Source organism: Exiguobacterium sp. s35, from assembly GCF_018617535.1.
Taxonomy (GTDB): Bacteria; Bacillota; Bacilli; order Exiguobacteriales; family Exiguobacteriaceae; genus Exiguobacterium; species Exiguobacterium aestuarii.
The window spans coordinates 875,325-896,147 of sequence record NZ_JACSKI010000001.1 but is presented as its reverse complement, the minus strand read 5'-3'; the positions used below and the strand labels follow the sequence as shown (position 1 = coordinate 896,147).

Genomic DNA, 20,823 nt, shown 5'->3' with positions numbered 1-20,823 from the left:
AGACAAAGGAGGCGTTTCATATTCGTGTATTTAAACAATTGTCCTGGTTTTTGCGTCTCGAATGGAAGACGTATGCACTCGGCATCGTCTTACTCATATTCGTGGCAGGGCTAGAATTGATTCCACCGCGTATCATTGGTCGAATCGTCGACGAAATCAACCGTGGTTCACTCTCGTCAAATACGCTCTGGATGTTACTCGGGGGTCTCGCAGCAGTCGGGATCGGGAATTATGTTGCCCGCTTCTTTTGGCGCTATTTCATCTTCGGCGCTTCGATTCGACTAGGGAGAATGTTACGTAGCCAACTGTATCGGCACTTTACCGATCTCGATCAACGATTTTACAAAAAGTCACGTGTTGGCGACCTGATGGCCCACGCGACGAATGATGTGCAGGCCGTATCGATGACGGCAGGTGCGGGAATATTGACACTCGTCGATAGCGTGACGTTGGGAACGTTCGTCATCATTACGATGATCACGACGATCAGTTGGAAGCTCACACTTGTTGCTTTACTCCCTCTGCCAATCATGGTCGCTCTGACGACGCGGTATGGGAAGATGTTACATAGCCGCTTTGGCGTCGCCCAAGCAGCATTTTCAGAATTGAATGACAAAGTGCAAGAGAGTGTCAGTGGGGTTCGTGTCTTGAAATCGACCGGGGAAGTCGACCGAGACGTGGATTCGTTTGAGAACTTATCGAGTGAGGTCATGGCAAAAAACGTACGAGTCGCCAAAATTGATGCTCTATATGATCCGACCATCTTCGGGATTGTTGGCTTGTCCTACATCCTCTCGGTCGGGTATGGCGCCGTCTTGATTGAACAAGGTGAATTGACGATCGGACAAATTGTCAGCTTCACAGCCTATTTAGCGTTGTTGACGTGGCCGATGCTGGCGTTCGGATGGTTATTCAACATTGTCGAACGTGGACGAGCATCGTATGACCGAATCGAGCGAATGCTCGCCGTCAAACCGGAGATTCAAGATGACCGGATGGCCGCGACGACACTTGCACATTCAGAAGTGGAAGTCGATGTGCGACACTTCGCCTATGACGAAACCGTTGTACTCCGTGATGTCCATTTTCGGATTGAGCGCGGAAAGACGATTGGCATTGTCGGCAGGACAGGTGCGGGTAAGACGACGATTGTCCGTCTGTTGACCCGTGAATATGATGTGAAAGACGGAAAGATTAAAATCGGAGGCATCAATATTCGCCAAGTGAAAAAATCATTATTGATGGACAAAATTGCCGTCGTGCCACAAGATCATTTTTTGTTCTCCGATTCGATTGCGAACAATATCGCTTTCGGAAGACCCGATGCGAGCATGGAAGAAATCATCGAGGCGGCTAAAGTCGCGGAAGTGCATGAGGATATCATCCGGCTACCGGAAGGATACGCGACGCTTGTCGGGGAACGCGGTGTGACGTTGTCAGGAGGACAGAAACAACGGATCTCCATCGCGCGTGCGCTCATGACTGAAGCGGACGTCTTGATTTTGGATGACGCGCTATCTGCCGTCGATGCGAAGACGGAAGAGTCGATCATCGAACACTTCCGTGTCGGAAACCCTGAACAGGCACGTGTGATTGTGGCGCATCGCCTCTCTGCTGTCGAACATGCAGACGAGATTCTCGTGATTGAAGACGGCAAAATCGTCCAACGAGGTCGCCATGATGAATTGCTGCAAGAAGCCGGTTGGTACCGAGAGACGTATGATCGTCAACAACTTGAGGCGATAGTAGAAGGGGGTGGACACGATGAAGCATGATGTTCAAGAATGGCAGGTCATTAAACGGCTACTCAGTTATGCAACAAGATACGGGAAGTCGCTCAGTATCGCTTTCGTCTTCCTGTTGATTGCGACAGGTGCCAAATTGGCCGGTCCGTTTTTAATCAAAGTGTTTATCGATGAGTTCGTCACGCCAGGTGTCTACCCGACGAACTGGGTCATCTCACTCTTCGCGGTCTATATGGTTCTTCATGTATCCGCAATCGTGTTTGATTATCTGCAGTCGATTTCGTTTCAAAAGATTGCGTTGAAGATTGTTCAAAACATACGTATGGATATTTTCCGTCACGTCATGGGGATGCGGCTCGCCTATTTCGACCGAACACCAGCGGGCGTCCTTGTGTCACGGATTACGAATGATACCGAGGCGGTCAAAGAACTGTATGTCGGTGTGATGAGTACGTTCGTCCAGTCGGCTGTTCAATTGATTGGGACGTATATTTTCCTATACATATTAGAACCTCCGCTTGCGACGATGGGACTCGTCTTATTGCCACTCTTCTGGCTCATCATTTGGGCATATCGTCGTTTCTCGACAAAATATTTTGCGCAAGTGAGGGACCTGTTGTCGCAGCTCAACGCCCAGTTGAATGAATCGATCAACGGCATGGGGATCATCCAACAGTTTCGTCAAGAGGAGCGGCTCATCCGTCAGTTTGAAGAGACGAATGAGGCGCATCAAGAGGCACGATATCGAAACTTAAAGCTCGACAGTATGTTGCTACGCCCAATCATCGAGCTCTTACTTGCTTTCTCAATCATCGGTCTACTCGGATATTACGGGGTGCTCTCGATGAGTGAGCAAGTACAGGTCGGGGTTGTCTACGCATTCATCAGCTATATCGAACGGATCTTCCGACCGGTTCTCGATATCATGCAGCGATTGAGTGAGTTCCAACAAGCTGTCGTATCGGCAGACCGTGTCTTTAAGATTTTGGATACAGATGAGCCGGCACCAGGAAAACAAATGCCGGGCGAGGCTCGGATTACAGAAGGTGAAGTGCGGTTCGAGGATGTGACGTTCAGCTACGATGGGGAAGTCGATGTGTTGAAGCAAATCTCATTCGTTGCAAAACCTGGTGAGACGGTCGCGCTCGTGGGTCATACAGGTAGCGGGAAGAGTTCGATTATCAACTTATTGACCCGCTTCTATCCATATGGTTCGGGTCGTATCACCATTGACGGGCAGCCTCTCGAACAATTTGAAGAGCAAGAGCTTCGTCAACAAGTCGGACTGGTGCTACAAGATCCGTTTCTATTCACTGGGACGATTGAAGATAATTTAAAGCTATTCAATCCAAGTATCGATTCAGAACGTGTCCGTGAAGCCGCTGAGTTTGTTCAGGCGCACACGTTCATCGAGAAGTTAGATGCCGGGTACGGACATATTGTCGGAGAGCGTGGCGCGACATTTTCAAGCGGTGAGCGACAATTGCTCGCATTTGCGCGAACGGTCAGCCGTAATCCGAAAGTACTTATTCTCGACGAGGCGACGAGTTCGATCGATACCGAGACAGAAGAACGCGTACAGACGGCGCTCGACCGTATGCGCCGTGGTCGTACAACGATTGCCATCGCTCACCGGCTTTCAACGATTCAAGATGCTGACTTGATTTTAGTACTGCATCGAGGAGAAATCGTGGAGCGAGGGAATCATCAACAGTTATTGAAGCAAAACGGTCTGTACAAAAAAATGTATGAATTACAGTCTGGACAACGTCTGATGTCTTGAATTGGAAGGGATACCTACTAGGGTGTCCTTTTTCCATGGAAAAAAGCTCGCCACGGAAAGTGACGAGCCATCAAGGTCAATTTGAATGCTGATCTTTTTTATGCTTTGATAGGACATGACGAGTAATGAGAGAGTCAAGTTCTTGACTGACCAGAATGACTTCTGGTGAGGTCCAAGTGTGCTTTGACGCGATTTTATACAGTTCATCACGTTTCTGTTCAATGGCCTGGTGTAGTGTATCTGCTGCGGTGACTGCCACGTTCGTTCCCCCATCATGTAAATTAGAATTTTGCGAACTAGAATATCCAAATCTTAGCACCTACGTTTACAGATGACAAGTTTCATTTCCATTTCAAAAATTACAAAATGATGTTTCGCCTTGAAAGAAAAGATTCGAGCAATTTAAATAGGTTTTCGCTATAATGGTCGTGAAAGGTGGAAATCGTCATGGAAGTCACATTATGGCTCGCGTTTGGGGCGGGCGTCTTATCGTTTTTGTCACCATGTACGCTCCCGTTATATCCGGTGTTTCTCTCGTATATTACCGGGGTTTCCGTATCTGAATTAAAAAATGAAGGATTGAAACAGCGTACAGCTTGGTTCCACACGTTTTCGTTCTTGTTCGGCTTTTCGATTGTCTTTCTTGTGCTTGGATTATCGACTTCGTTAATTGCAGACGTCTTCATCCAGTATAAAGATAGTTTGCGGATGTTCGGCGCCATTTTAATTTTCGTGTTCGGCGTCTTTTTGGCCGGGCTATGGCAACCGCAATTTATGATGCGCGAAAAGAAAATGAACATTGGCGAACGAAAAAGCGGTTATTTCGGAACCGTATTAATCGGAATTGGTTTTGCTGCGGGATGGACGCCGTGTACGGGTCCGATTTTAGCAGGTGTGATTGCACTTGCGGCAACCAACCCGAGCCAAGGTCTCGGTTACATGTTGGCGTATGTCATCGGTTTCGCGATTCCGTTCTTAGTGATGGTCGCGTTTGTAGGCAAGATCAAGTACTTAGCACGTAACAGTGCAAAAGTTGCAAAAGTCGGGGGCTATTTGATGATGGCTTTCGGCGTATTATTATATTTTGACGGGATGAACCGGTTCGCTGCTTGGATGAGCGAGCTTGTCGGATTCACCGGATTTTAAGGGGTTGACCGAGATGTCAATGTTATGGGGGTCGACTCTCGTTGCGTTATTGATGGGTATCGTGGCGAGTTTCGTTCGTGTGAAAGCATCAGCGAAACCGACGAATGCAAAAAAAATCTTAATTCCACCACTTGCGATGACGACTGGGATGATTCAGTTCTTGATTCCTGCATTTCGTTTATCGTGGGTCGAAGTACTTGAGGCGTTAGCGGTCGGGCTAATCTTTAGTTTGTTCCTCATCAAAACATCGAATTTTGAAAAGCGGGATGGAGAAGTGTACTTGTCACGCTCAAAAGCATTTTTCATCGTCGTGTTCGCGCTACTTGCGATTCGTACGGCAATGAAAGTTTGGGTTGGGCATGAAGTCGATATCTTCTCGACAGGTGGATTGTTCTACTTGATTGCTTGGGGAATGATCGTCCCATGGCGAATCGCGATGTATCAAAAGTATAAACGAATTGCGATCACGTAAAAATGGAGTGGCTCATGGCCGCTCCATTTTTGATTACGATTCTTTTGTGACAGCCACTTCCGTCTCCGAATCGATTCCCGTGTTTGCTTTGACGAGAATCCGTTCGTAGTTTCCGGCGGCTTCGTCGGATTTCGTGACGAGTGTACCGATGATGGCTGCAAGGAAGCCGAGCGGGATTGAGACGATTCCTGGGTTTGAGAGTGGGAAAAGTGCTTCTCCAATGAAAATGGCTGACCCGTCCGGTGCCCAAAGGTTCGGACTGAGTACGACCAAGATTAAAGAAGAGAACAAACCGACGACCATTCCCCAGATTGCACCACCTGTGTTAAAGCGTCTCCAGAAAATCGTGAAGAGAATGACTGGTAAGTTCGCACTTGCCGCAACAGCAAAGGCGAGAGACACGAGAAACGCCACGTTCATCGATTGAGCGAAGAACGCAAGCCCCATCGAGACGAGGGCGACGGCTACAGAAGCAATCCGAGCGGCTTTTACTTGTTCTTTCTCTGTCGCTTCCCCTTTCCGGATAATGTGACCATAGAAGTCGTGCGCGAAAGCAGAAGCGGCTGACAAGACGAGCCCGGCGACGACTGCTAGAATAGTCGCAAATGCGATGGCTGCCACAAATGCGAATAAGAGGTCGCCACCGAGTACTTGCGCAAGGAGAGGAGCCGCCATGTTACCTGCAGGGTTCGCGGCGAGAATGGCGTCTCGTCCGACAAAAGCTGCTGCCCCGAAACCTAAGAAGATTGTCAAAATGTAGAACGCCCCAATGATCCACGTCGCATATACGACCGATTGTCTTGCCGTCGGTGCATCTTTGACGGTAAAGAAGCGAATCAAGATGTGTGGAAGACCAGCCGTACCGAGTACGAGTGCCATATTTAATGAAATTGTATCGAGCGGGAGCTTGAACTTGTTGCCTGGATTCAAGAAATCACTACCGAGCGGTGTCGCTTTGCTCACTTCATTGAACATCGTCATGATCGAGAAGTCGAATCGTGCAAAGACGAGAAATGAGATGATGGCTGTTCCAATCATCAATAAGACGGCTTTTGTGATCTGTACCCATGAAGTCGCCGTCATGCCACCGAATACGACATAGACTGTCATCAATATCCCGACGACAACGACACTTGTCGTATACGGGATGCCGAGCAATAGTTCAATTAATGCGCCGGCACCGACGAGCTGGGCAATCATATAAAAAATAGAGATGACGATGGCATTCATTGCAGCGACACCACGCACGCGTGGCTTATTGAAGCGAGCGGCAATCATGTCGGCCATCGTATACTTCCCAAGATTGCGGAGTGGCTCCGCGACGAGATAGAGGACAACGAGATAGGCAACGAGGAAGCCGATGGAATAGAAAAAGCCATCAAATCCAGCGAGTGCGATCATGCCTGCAATCCCTAAGAAGGAAGCCGCGGACATATAGTCCCCCGCAATCGCGAGACCGTTTTGGAAACCAGTCAATCCACCATCCGCCGTGTAGAAATCACTAGCGGTTTTCGTTTTTCTAGCGGCGAAATATGTAATGACAAGGGTGAGACCGACAATGGCGGTAAAGAGGGCAATTGCTGTCCAGTTCATGATTTCACCTCTTCCTTCAGTTGTCTCACGAGTGCATCAAAGCGCTGGGCACGACGACTATAGAGCACGCACAGTGTCCACGTCATAATAAACTGGGAGAAGGCGAACGCCCAAGCCCAAGTGATGTCACCAACAATTTTTGTATTCAAGATTGTTGTGTAACTTGTCAAAACAGGGAGCGTGAAATAGAAAATAAGTGAGAAGATGATAGCGGGAACGATAAAACGATTTTTTTCACGCATCAGTTGATGGAACGTCTCGTGTTCTGTGATTGACTGAGCGGAATGACTACTGGTCGTTTGGGTAACTTGCGTCACGTCATGCATAAAATCCCTCCTAAGCTGTAAGATAAATCCATTATGCGGTGTGAAAATGAGAGGAGTCATGCCTTTTTTTCATGTCGAATTCACTAATACTATTGCAATATTGGTCATACCAATTTGTTGTAAGCGTTTTCAATATTGTCTAAATATTGAACGTTATGTCTACATAATGAAAAATGGAAGAAAAGGTACTTTCGACCCAATAGGCAAAATGCACAATTCGACAAAATAAAAAAACTCTAACCTGAATGGAAAGAGTTTACTGCTGAAAATAGTGTTCGTAAGGTGTCCAGTCGATTTGTTCTTCGGCTAGCGCTTTTTTAAGGAATTTGTGGTCTCGCTTCGGCGTTGCGGCAATATATCCTTTTACAACGAGTTCGGTCGTCATCTTCTTTGCACGAGATTCGAGGGCAAACTGACCGATTTTACCTGCGATTTTTCGGATGGCGACGTCTCGAAATAGTTCAGGAACCGGTGAAACGAGTCGATCTAACAGGGTCCGCGTTTCCGGCGTCCATAAGTGACGCGTTCTCTCTATATAATCATCCTCAATGTCTAAAAGGGAACGCCCGTCTTCTTTCGGCATTCGTTTTAAAAACTTACGAAACATGAAGTACCCGCCAATCGTCATGAGTCCGATCATGACGAATCCCCAGAATACAATGAAATACATCATCAAGTTTTCTGGCATCGTCTTTCCCCCGTTCTATACATTCACTTACTGTCATCGTTAGTATACAAAAAAGAATCCATTTGCAAAAGGCGTACGTCTCGTTAGGATAGACGAACTCAATCGATTTCGTTAGAATAGATAGCGTTGCTACGAGAATAAGCATGAAGTGAGTCGAGAAAGGAAAGGTCTATCGTATATGAGCCAATTGAAACAAGAAGTCGAGAGACGTCGAATATTCGGAATCATCTCTCACCCGGATGCGGGTAAAACGACATTAACAGAGAAATTACTTTTGCACGGTGGTGCGATTCGTGAAGCGGGTACCGTCAAAGCGCGCAAAAATTCAAAGCATGCCAAATCAGACTGGATGGAAATTGAGAAGCAACGTGGAATCTCGGTTACCTCGTCTGTCATGCAATTCATCTATCAAGACAAAGTCGTGTCGATCATGGATACACCTGGTCACAACGATTTCGGTGAGGACACGTATCGCGTATTGACATCTGTCGACAGCGCGGTCATGGTCATCGATGCCGCGAAAGGGATCGAGACGCAGACGAAGAAACTATTCCAAGTTTGTCGTATGCGTGGTATTCCGATCTTTACGTTCATGAACAAATTGGACCGTCAGGCAAAAGATCCGCTTGAATTGATGGAAGAACTTGAGGAAGTACTCGGCATGCCTTCAGTTGCTATCACATGGCCGATTGGCAGTGGGATGCAGTTCGAAGGCGTTTATGATCGAATGAAAAATGAAGTTCATTTGTTCCGCGGAGACAAGTCGACCCTTCAATTAAGTGAGGACGGGGTAAACGACCCGGTGCTCGCTGACCATCTTTCTGAAGAGAACTTGACGAATCTTCGCGATGAAATCGATCTTCTCGACGGAGCGGGGAATGAGATTGATGTGGAAGCGATCCAAAGCGGTAAATTGACGCCCGTATTCTTTGGAACGGCGCTCGTTGACTTTGGTGTGACTGCGTTCTTGAATCATTATTTGGAGATGTCTCCAGCTCCAGAGGCGCGTAAATCGAACGTCGGTCCAATCAATCCGACATCAGAAGATTTCAGTGGGTTCGTCTTTAAGATTCAAGCGAACATGAACCCGGCGCACCGTGACCGCATCGCATTCGTCCGGATCTGTTCGGGTGTGTTCGAGCGTGGAATGGACGTCACACTCACCCGGACCGGTAAGAAAATAAAATTGAGCCAGTCTACGCAGCTCATGGCCAATGATCGTGAGACGGTTGACCAAGCGTTCGCAGGAGATGTCATCGGGATTTATGATTCAGGTACGTATCAAATCGGGGATACAATCACGACATCCAAACAAAAAATCGCCTTTGAAGCATTACCGACTTTCCCACCTGAGTTGTTTATGCGTGTATCGCCAGTCAACTCGCTCAAGTCGAAGCACTTCCACAAAGGCGTTGAGCAACTCGCGCAAGAAGGGGCGATTCAAGTCTATCGCAACGAATACAATGAGATTTATCTCGGTGCGGTCGGCCAACTCCAGTTCGAAGTGTTTGAATATCGTTTAAACAATGAGTATGGCGTAGACATCCGGATGGAACCTGTATCATACAGCGTTGCACGATGGGTAAAAGATAAAGAATTGAAAGCGTTGAAACCTTTCCAAGACTCACGGAACATGCTCGTCACTGACCGCTGGGAACGTCCGGTCTTCCTATTCGCGAACGAGTTCACGTATGAGCGGTTCGCTGAACGTCATGCGGACGATTTAACTCTCGTTGAGGCTTTAGATGTCAACGAAGAGATTGGAACAGAAGAATAATTTGTAAACACCTCAGGTTTGAGGTGTTTTTTTATCGTTTATCCCTTTTTAAACTAATTGATAAGTTTTGCTTATGACTAATTTGTGACGGAATGTATTTTACGTCACGCTATACTTGTATTATGATAAATATGTGAAAAGTAAGCGATTACGCATTGTCGTGTGGTCGGCGCTTTCAAAAAGGGGGAAATTGCAATGGAACAGACGAATGTTTTAGACGCGTTCGCATCTCGGACATCGTTCGAGGCGAATGGGCAATCGTATGATTTTTATCGATTGAAAAAATTAGAAGAAGAAGGGTTAACGAACATCAGCCGTTTACCTTATTCGATTCGCGTACTTCTCGAATCGGTACTCCGTCAACAAGACGGTCGCGCGATTACAAAAGAACATGTCGAGAACTTGGCAAAATGGGGTACTGCCGACGTCTCGAAAGACATTGACGTACCGTTCAAGCCGGCACGCGTTGTACTTCAAGACTTCACGGGTGTACCGACGGTCGTAGACCTTGCTTCACTTCGTAAAGCAATGGCGGACCTTGGTGGAGATCCTAACAAAATCAACCCGGAAATCCCTGTCGACCTCGTCGTTGACCACTCTGTTCAAGTAGATGCGTACGGTTTCGCTGGCGCATTGATGAAAAACATGGACATTGAATTCGAACGTAACGAAGAGCGTTATAAGTTCTTACGTTGGGCTCAGACGGCGTTTGACAACTATCGTGCCGTACCACCTGCAACGGGGATTGTTCACCAAGTAAACTTAGAGTACTTGGCATCTGTCGTCCTCGAGAAAAACGATGCATCAGGTACTGTGGCTTATCCAGATTCACTCGTCGGAACGGATTCGCACACAACGATGATCAACGGACTCGGTGTTCTTGGTTGGGGCGTTGGAGGAATCGAGGCAGAAGCAAGTATGCTCGGTCAACCATCGTACTTCCCAGTGCCAGAAGTCGTCGGTGTCAAAATCATCGGTGAAGTTAACCCTGGTGTGACAGCGACAGACGTGGCACTCGTCGTAACAGAGATGCTCCGTCATGAAAAAGTAGTCGGGAAATTCGTTGAATTCTTCGGACCGTCGCTTCACACGATGCCGCTTTCTGACCGTGCAACAATCGCAAACATGGCGCCAGAATATGGCGCGACATGTGGATTCTTCCCAGTCGATACGGAAACATTGAACTACATGCGTACAACTGGCCGCTCTGAAGAGTTGATCTCACTCGTTGAAGAATACTCAAAAGCGAACGATCTCTTCTACACGCCAGACCAAGCTGATCCAACATTCACGAAAGTGTTGACGCTCGACTTGTCAAAAGTTGAACCTTCACTAGCAGGTCCAAAACGTCCACAAGACCGAATCAACCTCTCAGACGTTCAAACATCGTTCATCGATAGCTTGAGCGCTCCTGCAGGGAACAGTGGCTTTGGACTTGACCGTTCTGAACTCGAGAAGAAGGCGAAGGTCAACTATGAAGATGGCGCCGTCGATATGAGCACAGGAGATGTCGCGATTGCTGCCATCACAAGCTGTACGAACACATCAAACCCTTACGTTATGGTCGGTGCCGGACTCGTTGCGAAGAAAGCGGTAGAACGCGGCTTGACTGTTCCGAAATACGTGAAGACATCACTCGCACCAGGTTCGAAAGTCGTAACTGACTATCTTGACAAAGCTGGCTTGACTTCTTACTTGGATGAACTCGGCTTCAACACAGTCGGTTACGGCTGTACGACATGTATCGGAAACTCGGGTCCACTTGACCGTGAAGTCGAAGAAACAATCACGGAGAACGACTTGCTCGTATCTTCTGTCCTTTCTGGGAACCGTAACTTTGAAGGACGCGTTCACCCACTTGTGAAAGCGAACTTCTTGGCGTCACCACCACTTGTCGTCGCTTACGCACTCGCAGGATCAGTCAACTTCGACATCATGAATGATTCGTTCGGTACGGACAAAGATGGAAATGAAGTGTACTTCAAAGACATCTGGCCATCAAACGATGAAATCAAGATGGTCGTACAAGACGTCGTGTCACCAGAAGCGTTCCGTAAAGAATACGAAACGGTCTTCACTGGTAACGAGCGTTGGAACGCGCTAGACGTTCCAGAAGGTAACTTGTATGACTTCTCAGATGAGTCGACATACATCCAAAACCCACCGTTCTTCGAACAACTCGAACCAGAAGCGGGCGAAGTTCATGCATTGAATGGCTTACGCGTCATCGGGAAGTTCGCGGATTCGGTCACGACTGACCACATCTCGCCAGCGGGATCATTCTCGAAGACGACACCAGCTGGTCAATACCTCCTTTCTAAAGGGGTAGAGCCGATTGACTTCAACTCTTACGGTTCACGCCGTGGTAACCATGAAGTCATGATGCGTGGTACGTTCGCAAACATTCGCATCCGTAACCAAGTCGCACCAGGTACAGAAGGTGGATTCACGACTTACTGGCCAACAGGTGAGATCATGCCGATGTACGATGCTGCGATGAAGTATAAAGAACAAGGTACTGGACTTGTCGTCCTTGCTGGAAACGACTACGGAATGGGGTCGTCTCGTGACTGGGCTGCGAAAGGGACAAACCTTCTTGGCATCCGTGCAGTCATCGCACAAAGTTTCGAGCGGATTCACCGTTCAAACCTTGTTATGATGGGTGTACTACCACTTCAATTCTTAGATGGTGAATCAGCAGAATCACTCGGATTGACTGGTGAGGAAGCAATCGATATCCAAGTCGATGAGTCTGTACGTCCACGCGATATCTTGAACGCAAAAGCGACACATGAAAACGGAACGGTGACAGAATTCAAAGTCATCGCACGTTTCGACTCTGAAGTTGAAATTGATTACTACCGTCACGGTGGAATCTTGCAAATGGTTCTCCGTAACAAACTTAAGTAAGCCACTGCTTATTAAACCTTCCTTTGAAAAAAGGAAGGTTTTTTTTCATGAATATGCGAATTTATGGTGAAAGTTTTAAAAGAATCGGGAACAGGAAGACAGGGAGGGGTGTGCTTATGGAGCGGGAAGAGAAGAGTAAGAGTTGGTGGAAGCGTTTGACACAGCAAAAAGAGGTGGAGCCTGATCGAGAAATCGATATCACGTTACCTGAATTGCGCCATGCGATTCACGAGTATGAACAGACGTTGCCAAAAGGCGTAAATCGTACCGTCCTACTAGATGACACACAAGAGATTGACACAAAACGATTGAAGCATCATTTATCTGGGATCCCAAAACAGCGTTTCTATATGTCGAAAGAGACGTTTCATATCGTTCCGGAAGAAGAGCGTGATGTCATCTATGAGATGGACCAAGTACAGCGTGCCCTAGACTTGTATATGGACCAAGAGAAAAAATTGCCACTGCGAAAATTTGAGAATGCACTACAACTAGATTTGACACGTCTTCGAGAGGGAGGTTACTTAAAGACACTGCCCAAAAGACCTTACTACGTGGTGGATGAGACGTTGATTGTCTCGCTTGAACCGAAGGAAACAACTTCTTGACAAGACACCTATCTATTTTTCAGTAAATGACACATTTATGGACAGTTGGGGTTGAGACTTGTTTAAAAAGTATGTTAGGGTGGAAAACGTATATGAAAATAGAAAATTAAATAGGAGTGATTTTATGGAACGGAAAAGCCGTGTGACGCCTGTGTTCGTCATTTCTGCAATCATAACTGGCTTATTCACAATCTGGGGATTATTTCCCGAAAGCATCTTAGGAAATGCTAGTCTATTGAACGTAACGAGTACGTTACAAGGCTGGCTCTCAAACGGGATGGGCTGGTTCTATCTGTTAAGTGCGACCGGATTCTTACTCGTCGCCATCTTTTTAATCTTTTCTCGCTATGGATCGATTCGTCTTGGGAAAGATACGGACCGACCTGAATTCAGTTACCTGTCATGGTTCGCGATGTTATTCAGTGCCGGAATGGGGATTGGACTCATCTTCTGGGGAGCGGCAGAACCGCTGCTTCATTTCCATTCACCACCGTTCTCTGCTTTGACACCTGAAGGAGACGCGCGTACTGCGATGCGTTATGCCTTCTTCCACTGGGGCTTCCACCCTTGGGCTATTTATGCCATGATCGCACTCGCAATCGCATACTCAACGTTTAGAAAAGGGCGCCCTGCTACGATTGGGGAGACAATCGGTTCGCTTGTCCATAACCGCTACGAACAACCTGTGAAACAAACGGTCGATATTCTTGCGGTCATTGCGACGGCATTCGGGGTAGCGACTTCACTCGGTTTTGGTGCTCAACAGATTGCCGGTGGCCTTCATTATCTCATCCCTGGGGTACCGAACGCCTTCGTGACACAGTTGATCATCATTGCTGTCGTAACGGTACTTTACATGATCAGTGCTTCAACGGGTCTTGATAAAGGGATTCGCATTTTAAGTAACACGAACATTTTCTTGGCAATCGTCTTACTTGTCGCGACAATGTTCGCTGGACCGACTGCGTTCATCTTCGACTTGTTCACACAAACGGTAGGGACGTACTTGCAACAACTTCCTGGTATGAGTTTCCGTACGGCCGCATTCGAGCCGGTTGAACGTGAGTGGATCAATGGCTGGACAATCTTCTATTGGGCATGGTGGATCTCGTGGTCACCATTCGTCGGAACGTTCATCGCACGCGTATCTAAAGGCCGCACGATTCGTGAATTTATTATCGGGATTTTACTCGTCCCAACATCGTTCGGACTCTTATGGTTCTCCGTCTTCGGTGGCTCAGCTATCTGGGCTGACTTGTTCGGTGGATACGACTTGATTGGACAAGTGAACGAAATCGGTACAGAAGTCGGGCTGTTCGCGTTATTCGATACGTTTGGTGGTTTTGGGACAGTACTCAGTATTGTCGCGATTTTCCTAATCTCGACATTCTTTATCACATCTGCCGACTCAGCGACATATGTACTCGGTATGCTCACTTCAAACGGGAAGCTTGTCCCGCCGATGGGTATTAAAATGACATGGGGTGTGATCCAGTCATCTATCGCTGCCGTGCTTCTTTACGCTGGTGGATTGGATGCCCTGCAAGCTGTTGCGATTCTCGCAGCCTTCCCATTCATCTTCGTTCTCGTCTTTATGATTGTCGCCTTGTTCAAAGACTTGGCCGATGAACCTGACGAGCGAGATAAGTGGCTCGAAGCACAGAAGAAAGATGAAGATAAATTAGGATAATTTAGAGGGGTCTCGTATGAGACCCTTTTTTCGGTTAAAAATATTTTGCTTGTCCTCTTAGCTAGTGTAGGATAGTAAGTGAAGAAACGAGGAGGATAGGCTATGAAACAACAGATAAAAAAACGGTTGAGCTGGGTCATTTTGGCCGGCATCCTCATTGTCGGGGCATTACTCGCTTATAATTTTTACGTACTCATGAATCTGAATGGTGAAGAGGAAGAACAGGTTGAACCGTTCTACTCAAATGTCGTGATTGGGTATCAAGAGCGTAAACTTCCGAAAGAAGGGGAAACACTCGAAGAACGGGAGTACCTTGTTACGTATGATGAAGACGGACATTTTGTCTCAGAAGTCGTTATGGGGCCAAACGTGGGTGCAAAAGCAGAGTGGGACGGAGAAACGTATTTGGAGTTTAATCCGGACGGAGAAGAGGTTCTTCGACAAGAGACCAATTCAGGAGCGGTTGCACCGCATCCATTCCTATCCCGCGCCACGAACGAACAGATTCGTAAATGGCTAGACGATGGAACACTCGGATCGAGTGAGGGCGAGACAGATTTAGTCGGTCGAACCGCACAAGCTTATGTAAAGTCTGAAGCGGCTGAAACGGTTCCTGAAGAATGGGTTCAAAATTATCCATCTATTTTTAGTGAAGAAGAAAATAAAGAGACAGTCACATATTATGTCGATGCGAACGAACGGATTTTGCTTGCGGCAGAATCGCGGAATAACGGAAAGTTGTTCCATTCGATTCGGATGACATCTTTTGAATCAAGATAATCCGATGGGGAGCAGACAACATGTCGGCTCCCTTCTCGTCTGAAAGGGAGAACAGAATGAAACAAATTCAAGTTGAACAAGTTCAAACGGATTTGACGAACTGGGAAGCTGGAGAAAAGATTAATGAGGCGGCGCTTTTATCTTATGCGCACTGGTCACGTGCGACTGGGCATGAAGAAGAATTGATTCGTTCATTGACATTGCTTGCTACACATCGACTCGAGCAGAAGGAGTCGATGGACCCGTTATTGAACCGCTGGGTGAAAGAATTAGAGTCGATGAATGCGTTACCTCCGGAATTACGTCTGTTTCAATTGAACGAGCAGTTGCGTCGTTCAAAACAAGCGCTTCAAATCGATTGGCCGACACTTCGCGAAGCAGATTACGCCTCAATGAAGGTACAAATTTTGACGGAATATGAGTCAAAAACATCTGCACTACTTGACCAACTCGACCGACTTCACGATGAAGTGGAGGCGGCCAAGTCTGATTTGCGGGACTCAGAATGGCGGGGGCAACTCGAGAAGATATTCGAGGCCATCATCGAGGCGATGCAGGAAGTCGCATCGTTAGAGGATGATACGGCATCTTTACTCGCATCGATGCAAGGGAACTACTTCAGTCGAGAAGCGTTTCGTCGCTTCGGTGAACGCGTTGTGCTCGTCAAAGAGCGACTCGATGCAATCTGTCAGTTGTTACCGGGACGTAAAATAGAGACGCGTTCGAGCGCCATTGAATCACTTGAGGAAATGATTGGTCTAGACGATATTAAGGACCGTGTGAAAGCATGGTACCGCTTCCTGCTCTTCCAGAAAGAACGAGAAAAAGCAGGGTTTTCATCGAAGCACCAACCCTCCCTTCATCTCGTATTTACGGGGAATCCGGGAACCGGGAAAACGACGCTGGCTCGACTCATGGCAGAGATTTATTTTGAACTCGGCCTGCTCAGTCGTCCAGATCTCGTTGAGGCAGATCGCTCAAGCCTAGTCGGGGCGTACGTTGGACAGACGGAAGAACAAGTGATGAACAAAGTGAAAGAAGCAGAAGGTGGCGTCTTGTTCATTGACGAGGCATATGCACTAAAACGTCAAGATGCGAGTGGCAGTGACTATGGGCAAGCTGCAATTGACACGCTCGTCGCAGCGATGACGAGCGGCGAATATGCCGGAAAGTTTGTTGTTATCCTTGCCGGATATCCAGAAGAGATGCGTCATTTCCTACTTGCAAACCCTGGTTTACGCTCACGATTCCCAGAATCGAATCACTACGAGTTACCAAACTATCGGGATGAGGAATTAGTCGCAATTGGTGAAAAAGTGGCACAGGAGAACAATTACGTATTGACGGAGGAAGCAAAGCGGTCACTTCTAACACGGATTGACCGTGAACGAGTCGATTCGACGTTCGGGAACGCCCGAACGGTTCATAACATCTTACTCGATGCGATGTTTAAAAAAGGATCTCGTTTCGGTGCAGATGCCCCTTTAGACGAGATGGCACTTTTGACCGAAGAAGACTTTGATCAACCCGAAGAAGATGCGAGTCCAACATCGCTGGACGACCTTGTCGGTATGGAAGATGCCAAAGCACAATTGGCAGAGATTGAAGCACTCGTGAACATTCAAAAGAGACGAAAAGCGCTCGGTCTGAAGACGGCACCCGTCCAACTTCATATGACACTCACAGGGAATAGTGGAACGGGTAAAACCACTTTTGCATATTTGTATGCCCAAATGCTGAAGCGTACAGGCTATTTGAAGCGTGGACATGTCAACGTTGTCAGTCGTGCGGATTTGGTCAGTGGCTATGTGGGACAGACCGCACAAAAAACGAAAGCGGCGATTCGTGATGCACTCGGTGGCGTATTACTCATTGATGAGGCATATAGCCTGAATGGAGGAGCGAATGACTACGGTCGAGAGGCAATCGATACACTCGTCGATGAAATGCCGAAACATGGCGAAAACCTTGTTGTCGTCCTTGCGGGGTATGAAGGTCCGATGAGACGGTTGATTGAATCGAATCCTGGACTAAGCAGTCGCATGAAACGCACGATTCATTTTGAAGATTATTCGCAAGAACAACTAGTCGAGATTGCTGTGAACTATGCGAACCAATTTGGATACGAGCTGGACGAACAAGCGATTGAAGCTTTATCGATTCGATTGAGTGAAATCAAACATGCAAATGCACGGACCGCTTTGTCTGTGATCGATGAGTCAATCGCTCGTCAATCGTACCGACTCATGTCGGAGGAAGAGAACGAGACATCACTCCAACAATTATTAGTAGTAGATATTAAGAGTAAACTATAATACACTAGTAGCAGGAAAGAAGGATGATTCAATGCATACGATTCAAATCCCAGTAAGATATCAAGAAACGGACATGATGGGAATCGTCTATCATGCCAACTATTTAGTATATCTAGAGATTGCTCGCACCGAACTGTTACGTCAGCTCGGTGTCGAATACAAAGACATGGAAGAAGCAGGATTCGTTTCGCCGGTGACGAACGTATCGATGGATTACAAGCGAAGCGTAACGTTTGGTGATACGGTTCATGTGCGCGTATGGGTCGACCAATACTCAAAAATCAGAACGATTTACGGGTATGAGTTGACGAACCAAGATGGTGAGCTCGTGGGAACAGCCAAGACGACTCATGTTGTCGTCAAGCGAGGAGATTTCAAACCGATTCGTCTCGATCGAGAGTTCCCGAAATGGCATGACATGTACATGAACGTCATGAATCCTGTCTAAGAATCTTCTGTCTTCGTACCGTCAGTATGGTATCATATCTTGACGGTACTTTTTGTTATCTAGAAAGGGGAAAATCGCATGCGTTATCCATCAGTCTTGATGGTTTGCGGCGCCTTGACGTTCATGTTAGCCGGTTGTACGACAAACGAGCAAGTTGAACCGAAAGAACCAACAACACAGTCATCAACAATAGATGAACCACAAACAGAACCAAACGAACCGACCTCGGATCAAGAAGTGGAAACCGAGTCACCTACAGACGAAAAAACAACGGAGTCTGAACCGGAAGTCGAAGAACAACCAGCTGAGCCGACACCGCCAGCAGCAGAAGAACCGACTACACCTGTCCAACCGATTGAGGTCGATGGTGTCGCAAACTTAGAGTTAGAAGAGTTGATTCTCGTGAATAAACAAATTGCATTGCCGGCTAATTATGAGCCGAGCGATTTGGTTGAGGCCAACATCGATTTTGTCGATTCAGCGGTCGGTGAGCGGCGGATGATGCGAAAAGAGGCGGCACGTGCAATCGAAGAATTGATGAGTGACGCAAAAACGTCTGGTATCGATTTGAAAGGGACGAGCGCGTTTCGTTCATACGGGTATCAAGTCACATTATTCAACGCTTACGTTGAACGGGATGGGAAGGAACAAGCCATGAAATACTCCGCTCCACCCGGACACTCTGAACATCAGACAGGTCTTGCAATCGACGTCTCGAGTGCTTCAGTCAATTATCAACTCACACAAAGCCTTGGTGAAACAGTTGAAGGAAAATGGCTCGCAGAACATGCTCACGAGTATGGCTTTATCATTCGCTATCAAAAAGCGTTTGAGAAAGAGACGGGCTATATGTATGAACCGTGGCACTTACGTTATATCGGTACTGAGCATGCGAAAGCGGTACACACATTGAATCAGCCATATGACCGATATATTGAGGAATATATGAAGTAAGGGGAATTGCGATGCCTTATATGACAGAAATCATCATTATCATTTTAAGTTATTTACTCGGGGCGATTCCGTTTGCGCTCATCATCGGCAAGCTCGGCTATCGAGTAGACGTTCGCGAACATGGGAGTGGCAACTTAGGTACGACGAACACGTTTCGAGTTCTCGGAAAAAAAGCGGGAATCCTTGTTCTACTCGGTGACATGGGGAAAGGGTTAGTCGCAGCACTACTACCTCTATTATTCGGAAGTGAGATGAGTCTGCTGCTTGCCGGAATTCCCGCAGTCATTGGACATTCTTATCCGATCTTTGCGAAGTTTAAAGGTGGAAAATCGGTCGCGACGAGCGGCGGCGTACTTCTAGCAGCGTTTCCGTGGTTCTTCTTTGTCGTCGTCGGCACGTTTATTGTGACACTTCTCATTTCACGGATGGTATCCCTCTCCTCGATGGCTGCCGCTGCAGTAGGTCTCGTGACGGCAACGACGTACAGTGTATTGACAAAAGATTGGCTACCTCTCATTGTCATCGTTCCACTCGCCTTGTTTATCATCATTAAACATCGTACGAACTGGCAACGAATACGGGCAGGGAAAGAACCAAAAGTGCCACTTTTTCAAAACAAGAATAAATCTTAATTTCTTTCAGGTGCGTCCGACCAAGACGCACTTTTTTGTGCATTGTTGTTGATTTACATAAAAAAGAAGCAAAATCATGTTGGATTTGCTCGTTCTTTACTTTCAATTTACGTTAAATTTACATGCGTTCGTTACACTAGAAAAGGAAAGATTTTAGTGGAGGAGGCAGGGACGTGTCTTTAATCGGTGAAGAACGTAAACAGAAAATTGTCGAGTGGATTGAACGAGAAGGTAAAGTGAAGACGAGCGAATTGATTGAACGATTGAATGTATCAGGGGAATCGATTCGACGTTATTTAGAAGAACTAGAGAAAGAACATCGGATCAAGCGTGTTTATGGGGGTGCGGTTCTTCATCAGAGCATGTCTTTTCAGCCGATTGTCATTGCCAACATGGATGGGATCCGCCGTATCGCGTATACGGCATTTCAATTGATTCCGGACGATACGTTACTCTATATCGGTCATGGGGTTGCAGCCGAACAAGTGGCGTCTCGTATACGAGGACGAAATGTGACGGTGGTAACTCCATCTCTAACGGTCGCCAAAGCGTTGTTTGAACAACGGGCGAAAGGTGTGCTCGGTGGCGAAATCCAGTTGTTAGGTGGTACAATCGATCCGAAACATCTCGTGACGACAGGCGAACAAGTTCTCGCACAACTCCAAACCTATATGTTTGACCTTGCCATCTTATCAGTTGAGGGGGTCGATTCAACTCTTGGTTTGACGTGCGATGCTTTCGGACTCGCTAGTATCACACAATCGGTGATGTCCCAAAGTCGCGAGACATTCTTATTAACCGACCATACCCAGTTGAACCAACAAAAAAGATATCGGGTGTGCGACTTTTCAAAGGTGACGGCAATTATCTCAGATTTTCCGGAACCACAAGAATTTAAAGGCGTCTTAGCCGAACATGGTGTGGACTGGAAGTTCGCGCCGTAAAAGGAGCGATGG

General features: G+C 47.1%; 18 protein-coding genes. 14 read left to right on the top strand and 4 right to left on the bottom strand.

Translation table 11 applies throughout. The features are described from left to right. The first annotated feature begins 20 nt into the window (after positions 1–20). Together KNO75_RS04625 and KNO75_RS04620 are read left to right on the top strand one after the other, a co-directional pair. Positions 21–1,775: an ABC transporter transmembrane domain-containing protein gene (locus tag KNO75_RS04625; RefSeq protein ID WP_214821671.1), complete on the top strand. Its 1,755-nt coding sequence runs from the start codon at positions 21–23 to the stop codon at positions 1,773–1,775. Then, positions 1,765–3,528, top strand: coding sequence for an ABC transporter ATP-binding protein (locus KNO75_RS04620; RefSeq protein WP_214820083.1), 1,764 nt, complete (start codon positions 1,765–1,767; stop codon positions 3,526–3,528). The genes KNO75_RS04625 and KNO75_RS04620 overlap by 11 nt, the downstream gene beginning before the upstream one ends. Positions 3,529–3,604: 76 nt before the next feature. Here KNO75_RS04620 and KNO75_RS04615 read toward each other — a convergent pair whose 3' ends face one another. Further along, positions 3,605–3,787, bottom strand: a complete 183-nt coding sequence (locus KNO75_RS04615) for an aspartyl-phosphate phosphatase Spo0E family protein (protein WP_074033196.1) — start codon at positions 3,785–3,787, stop codon at positions 3,605–3,607. 188 nt (positions 3,788–3,975) lie between these two features. Here KNO75_RS04615 and KNO75_RS04610 point away from each other — a divergent pair, with 188 nt between their 5' ends. Then, positions 3,976–4,674 (top strand): cytochrome c biogenesis CcdA family protein, encoded by a 699-nt coding sequence (locus KNO75_RS04610; protein ID WP_214820081.1) that lies wholly within the window; start codon positions 3,976–3,978, stop codon positions 4,672–4,674. 19 nt (positions 4,675–4,693) lie between these two features. Beyond that, a complete protein-coding gene (locus KNO75_RS04605) occupies positions 4,694–5,146 on the top strand; it encodes a CcdC family protein (RefSeq protein ID WP_074033875.1) in 453 nt (150 codons plus the stop codon). A 33-nt stretch (positions 5,147–5,179) separates the two neighbouring features. Here KNO75_RS04605 and KNO75_RS04600 read toward each other — a convergent pair whose 3' ends face one another. The 3 genes from KNO75_RS04600 to KNO75_RS04590 all read right to left on the bottom strand — a co-directional run bounded on the left by KNO75_RS04600 (position 5,180) and on the right by KNO75_RS04590 (position 7,753). Then, a complete protein-coding gene (locus KNO75_RS04600) occupies positions 5,180–6,739 on the bottom strand; it encodes a solute symporter family protein (RefSeq protein WP_214820078.1) in 1,560 nt (519 codons plus the stop codon). Beyond that, positions 6,736–7,065: a DUF485 domain-containing protein gene (locus KNO75_RS04595; RefSeq protein WP_214820076.1), complete on the bottom strand. Its 330-nt coding sequence runs from the start codon at positions 7,063–7,065 to the stop codon at positions 6,736–6,738. The genes KNO75_RS04600 and KNO75_RS04595 overlap by 4 nt, the downstream gene beginning before the upstream one ends. Positions 7,066–7,321: 256 nt before the next feature. Then, positions 7,322–7,753 carry a DUF2621 domain-containing protein gene (locus tag KNO75_RS04590; RefSeq protein ID WP_074033193.1) on the bottom strand — a complete coding sequence of 144 codons (432 nt, stop codon included), beginning with the start codon at positions 7,751–7,753 and terminating at the stop codon, positions 7,322–7,324. A gap of 178 nt (positions 7,754–7,931) precedes the next feature. On the opposite strand from KNO75_RS04590, the gene KNO75_RS04585 reads away from it, so the two are divergent. The 10 genes from KNO75_RS04585 (at position 7,932) to KNO75_RS04540 (ending at position 20,811) form a co-directional block, all read left to right on the top strand. After that, positions 7,932–9,530: a peptide chain release factor 3 gene (locus KNO75_RS04585; RefSeq protein ID WP_074033192.1), complete on the top strand. Its 1,599-nt coding sequence runs from the start codon at positions 7,932–7,934 to the stop codon at positions 9,528–9,530. Positions 9,531–9,725: 195 nt separating this feature from the next. Continuing rightward, entirely contained in the window at positions 9,726–12,440 is a 2,715-nt protein-coding gene (gene acnA / locus KNO75_RS04580) for an aconitate hydratase AcnA (protein WP_214820075.1), read from the top strand. Positions 12,441–12,556: 116 nt separating this feature from the next. Further along, entirely contained in the window at positions 12,557–13,048 is a 492-nt protein-coding gene (locus tag KNO75_RS04575; protein WP_214820073.1) for a DUF3939 domain-containing protein, read from the top strand. A 124-nt stretch (positions 13,049–13,172) separates the two neighbouring features. Beyond that, positions 13,173–14,738, top strand: a complete 1,566-nt coding sequence (locus KNO75_RS04570) for a BCCT family transporter (RefSeq protein WP_214820071.1) — start codon at positions 13,173–13,175, stop codon at positions 14,736–14,738. A gap of 102 nt (positions 14,739–14,840) precedes the next feature. Next, positions 14,841–15,518 (top strand): hypothetical protein, encoded by a 678-nt coding sequence (locus KNO75_RS04565; protein ID WP_214820069.1) that lies wholly within the window; start codon positions 14,841–14,843, stop codon positions 15,516–15,518. Positions 15,519–15,574: 56 nt separating this feature from the next. Next, a complete protein-coding gene (locus tag KNO75_RS04560; RefSeq protein ID WP_214820067.1) occupies positions 15,575–17,833 on the top strand; it encodes an AAA family ATPase in 2,259 nt (752 codons plus the stop codon). 31 nt (positions 17,834–17,864) lie between these two features. Further along, positions 17,865–18,281, top strand: a complete 417-nt coding sequence (locus KNO75_RS04555; protein WP_074033186.1) for an acyl-CoA thioesterase — start codon at positions 17,865–17,867, stop codon at positions 18,279–18,281. 78 nt (positions 18,282–18,359) lie between these two features. Then, positions 18,360–19,235 (top strand): M15 family metallopeptidase, encoded by an 876-nt coding sequence (locus KNO75_RS04550; RefSeq protein ID WP_214820065.1) that lies wholly within the window; start codon positions 18,360–18,362, stop codon positions 19,233–19,235. 11 nt (positions 19,236–19,246) lie between these two features. Further along, complete coding sequence (plsY, locus tag KNO75_RS04545) at positions 19,247–19,867, top strand: glycerol-3-phosphate 1-O-acyltransferase PlsY (RefSeq protein WP_483297451.1); 621 nt, start codon at positions 19,247–19,249, stop codon at positions 19,865–19,867. 173 nt (positions 19,868–20,040) lie between these two features. Next, a complete protein-coding gene (locus KNO75_RS04540; RefSeq protein ID WP_074033183.1) occupies positions 20,041–20,811 on the top strand; it encodes a DeoR/GlpR family DNA-binding transcription regulator in 771 nt (256 codons plus the stop codon). Positions 20,812–20,823: the final 12 nt, after the last annotated feature.

Excerpts from the sequence above, each read along its gene's own strand:
- KNO75_RS04600 (WP_214820078.1), bottom strand. The coding sequence starts at position 6,739 with ATGAACTGGACAGCAATTGCCCTCTTTACCGCCATTGTCGGTCTCACC.
- KNO75_RS04620 (WP_214820083.1), top strand. The coding sequence starts at position 1,765 with ATGAAGCATGATGTTCAAGAATGGCAGGTCATTAAACGGCTACTCAGT.
- plsY (WP_483297451.1), top strand. The coding sequence starts at position 19,247 with ATGCCTTATATGACAGAAATCATCATTATCATTTTAAGTTATTTACTC.
- KNO75_RS04605 (WP_074033875.1), top strand. The coding sequence starts at position 4,694 with ATGTTATGGGGGTCGACTCTCGTTGCGTTATTGATGGGTATCGTGGCG.
- acnA (WP_214820075.1), top strand. The coding sequence starts at position 9,726 with ATGGAACAGACGAATGTTTTAGACGCGTTCGCATCTCGGACATCGTTC.
- KNO75_RS04590 (WP_074033193.1), bottom strand. The coding sequence starts at position 7,753 with ATGCCAGAAAACTTGATGATGTATTTCATTGTATTCTGGGGATTCGTC.
- KNO75_RS04595 (WP_214820076.1), bottom strand. The coding sequence starts at position 7,065 with ATGCATGACGTGACGCAAGTTACCCAAACGACCAGTAGTCATTCCGCT.
- KNO75_RS04550 (WP_214820065.1), top strand. The coding sequence starts at position 18,360 with ATGCGTTATCCATCAGTCTTGATGGTTTGCGGCGCCTTGACGTTCATG.
- KNO75_RS04560 (WP_214820067.1), top strand. The coding sequence starts at position 15,575 with ATGAAACAAATTCAAGTTGAACAAGTTCAAACGGATTTGACGAACTGG.
- KNO75_RS04570 (WP_214820071.1), top strand. The coding sequence starts at position 13,173 with ATGGAACGGAAAAGCCGTGTGACGCCTGTGTTCGTCATTTCTGCAATC.
- KNO75_RS04585 (WP_074033192.1), top strand. The coding sequence starts at position 7,932 with ATGAGCCAATTGAAACAAGAAGTCGAGAGACGTCGAATATTCGGAATC.
- KNO75_RS04610 (WP_214820081.1), top strand. The coding sequence starts at position 3,976 with ATGGAAGTCACATTATGGCTCGCGTTTGGGGCGGGCGTCTTATCGTTT.
- KNO75_RS04565 (WP_214820069.1), top strand. The coding sequence starts at position 14,841 with ATGAAACAACAGATAAAAAAACGGTTGAGCTGGGTCATTTTGGCCGGC.
- KNO75_RS04555 (WP_074033186.1), top strand. The coding sequence starts at position 17,865 with ATGCATACGATTCAAATCCCAGTAAGATATCAAGAAACGGACATGATG.
- KNO75_RS04575 (WP_214820073.1), top strand. The coding sequence starts at position 12,557 with ATGGAGCGGGAAGAGAAGAGTAAGAGTTGGTGGAAGCGTTTGACACAG.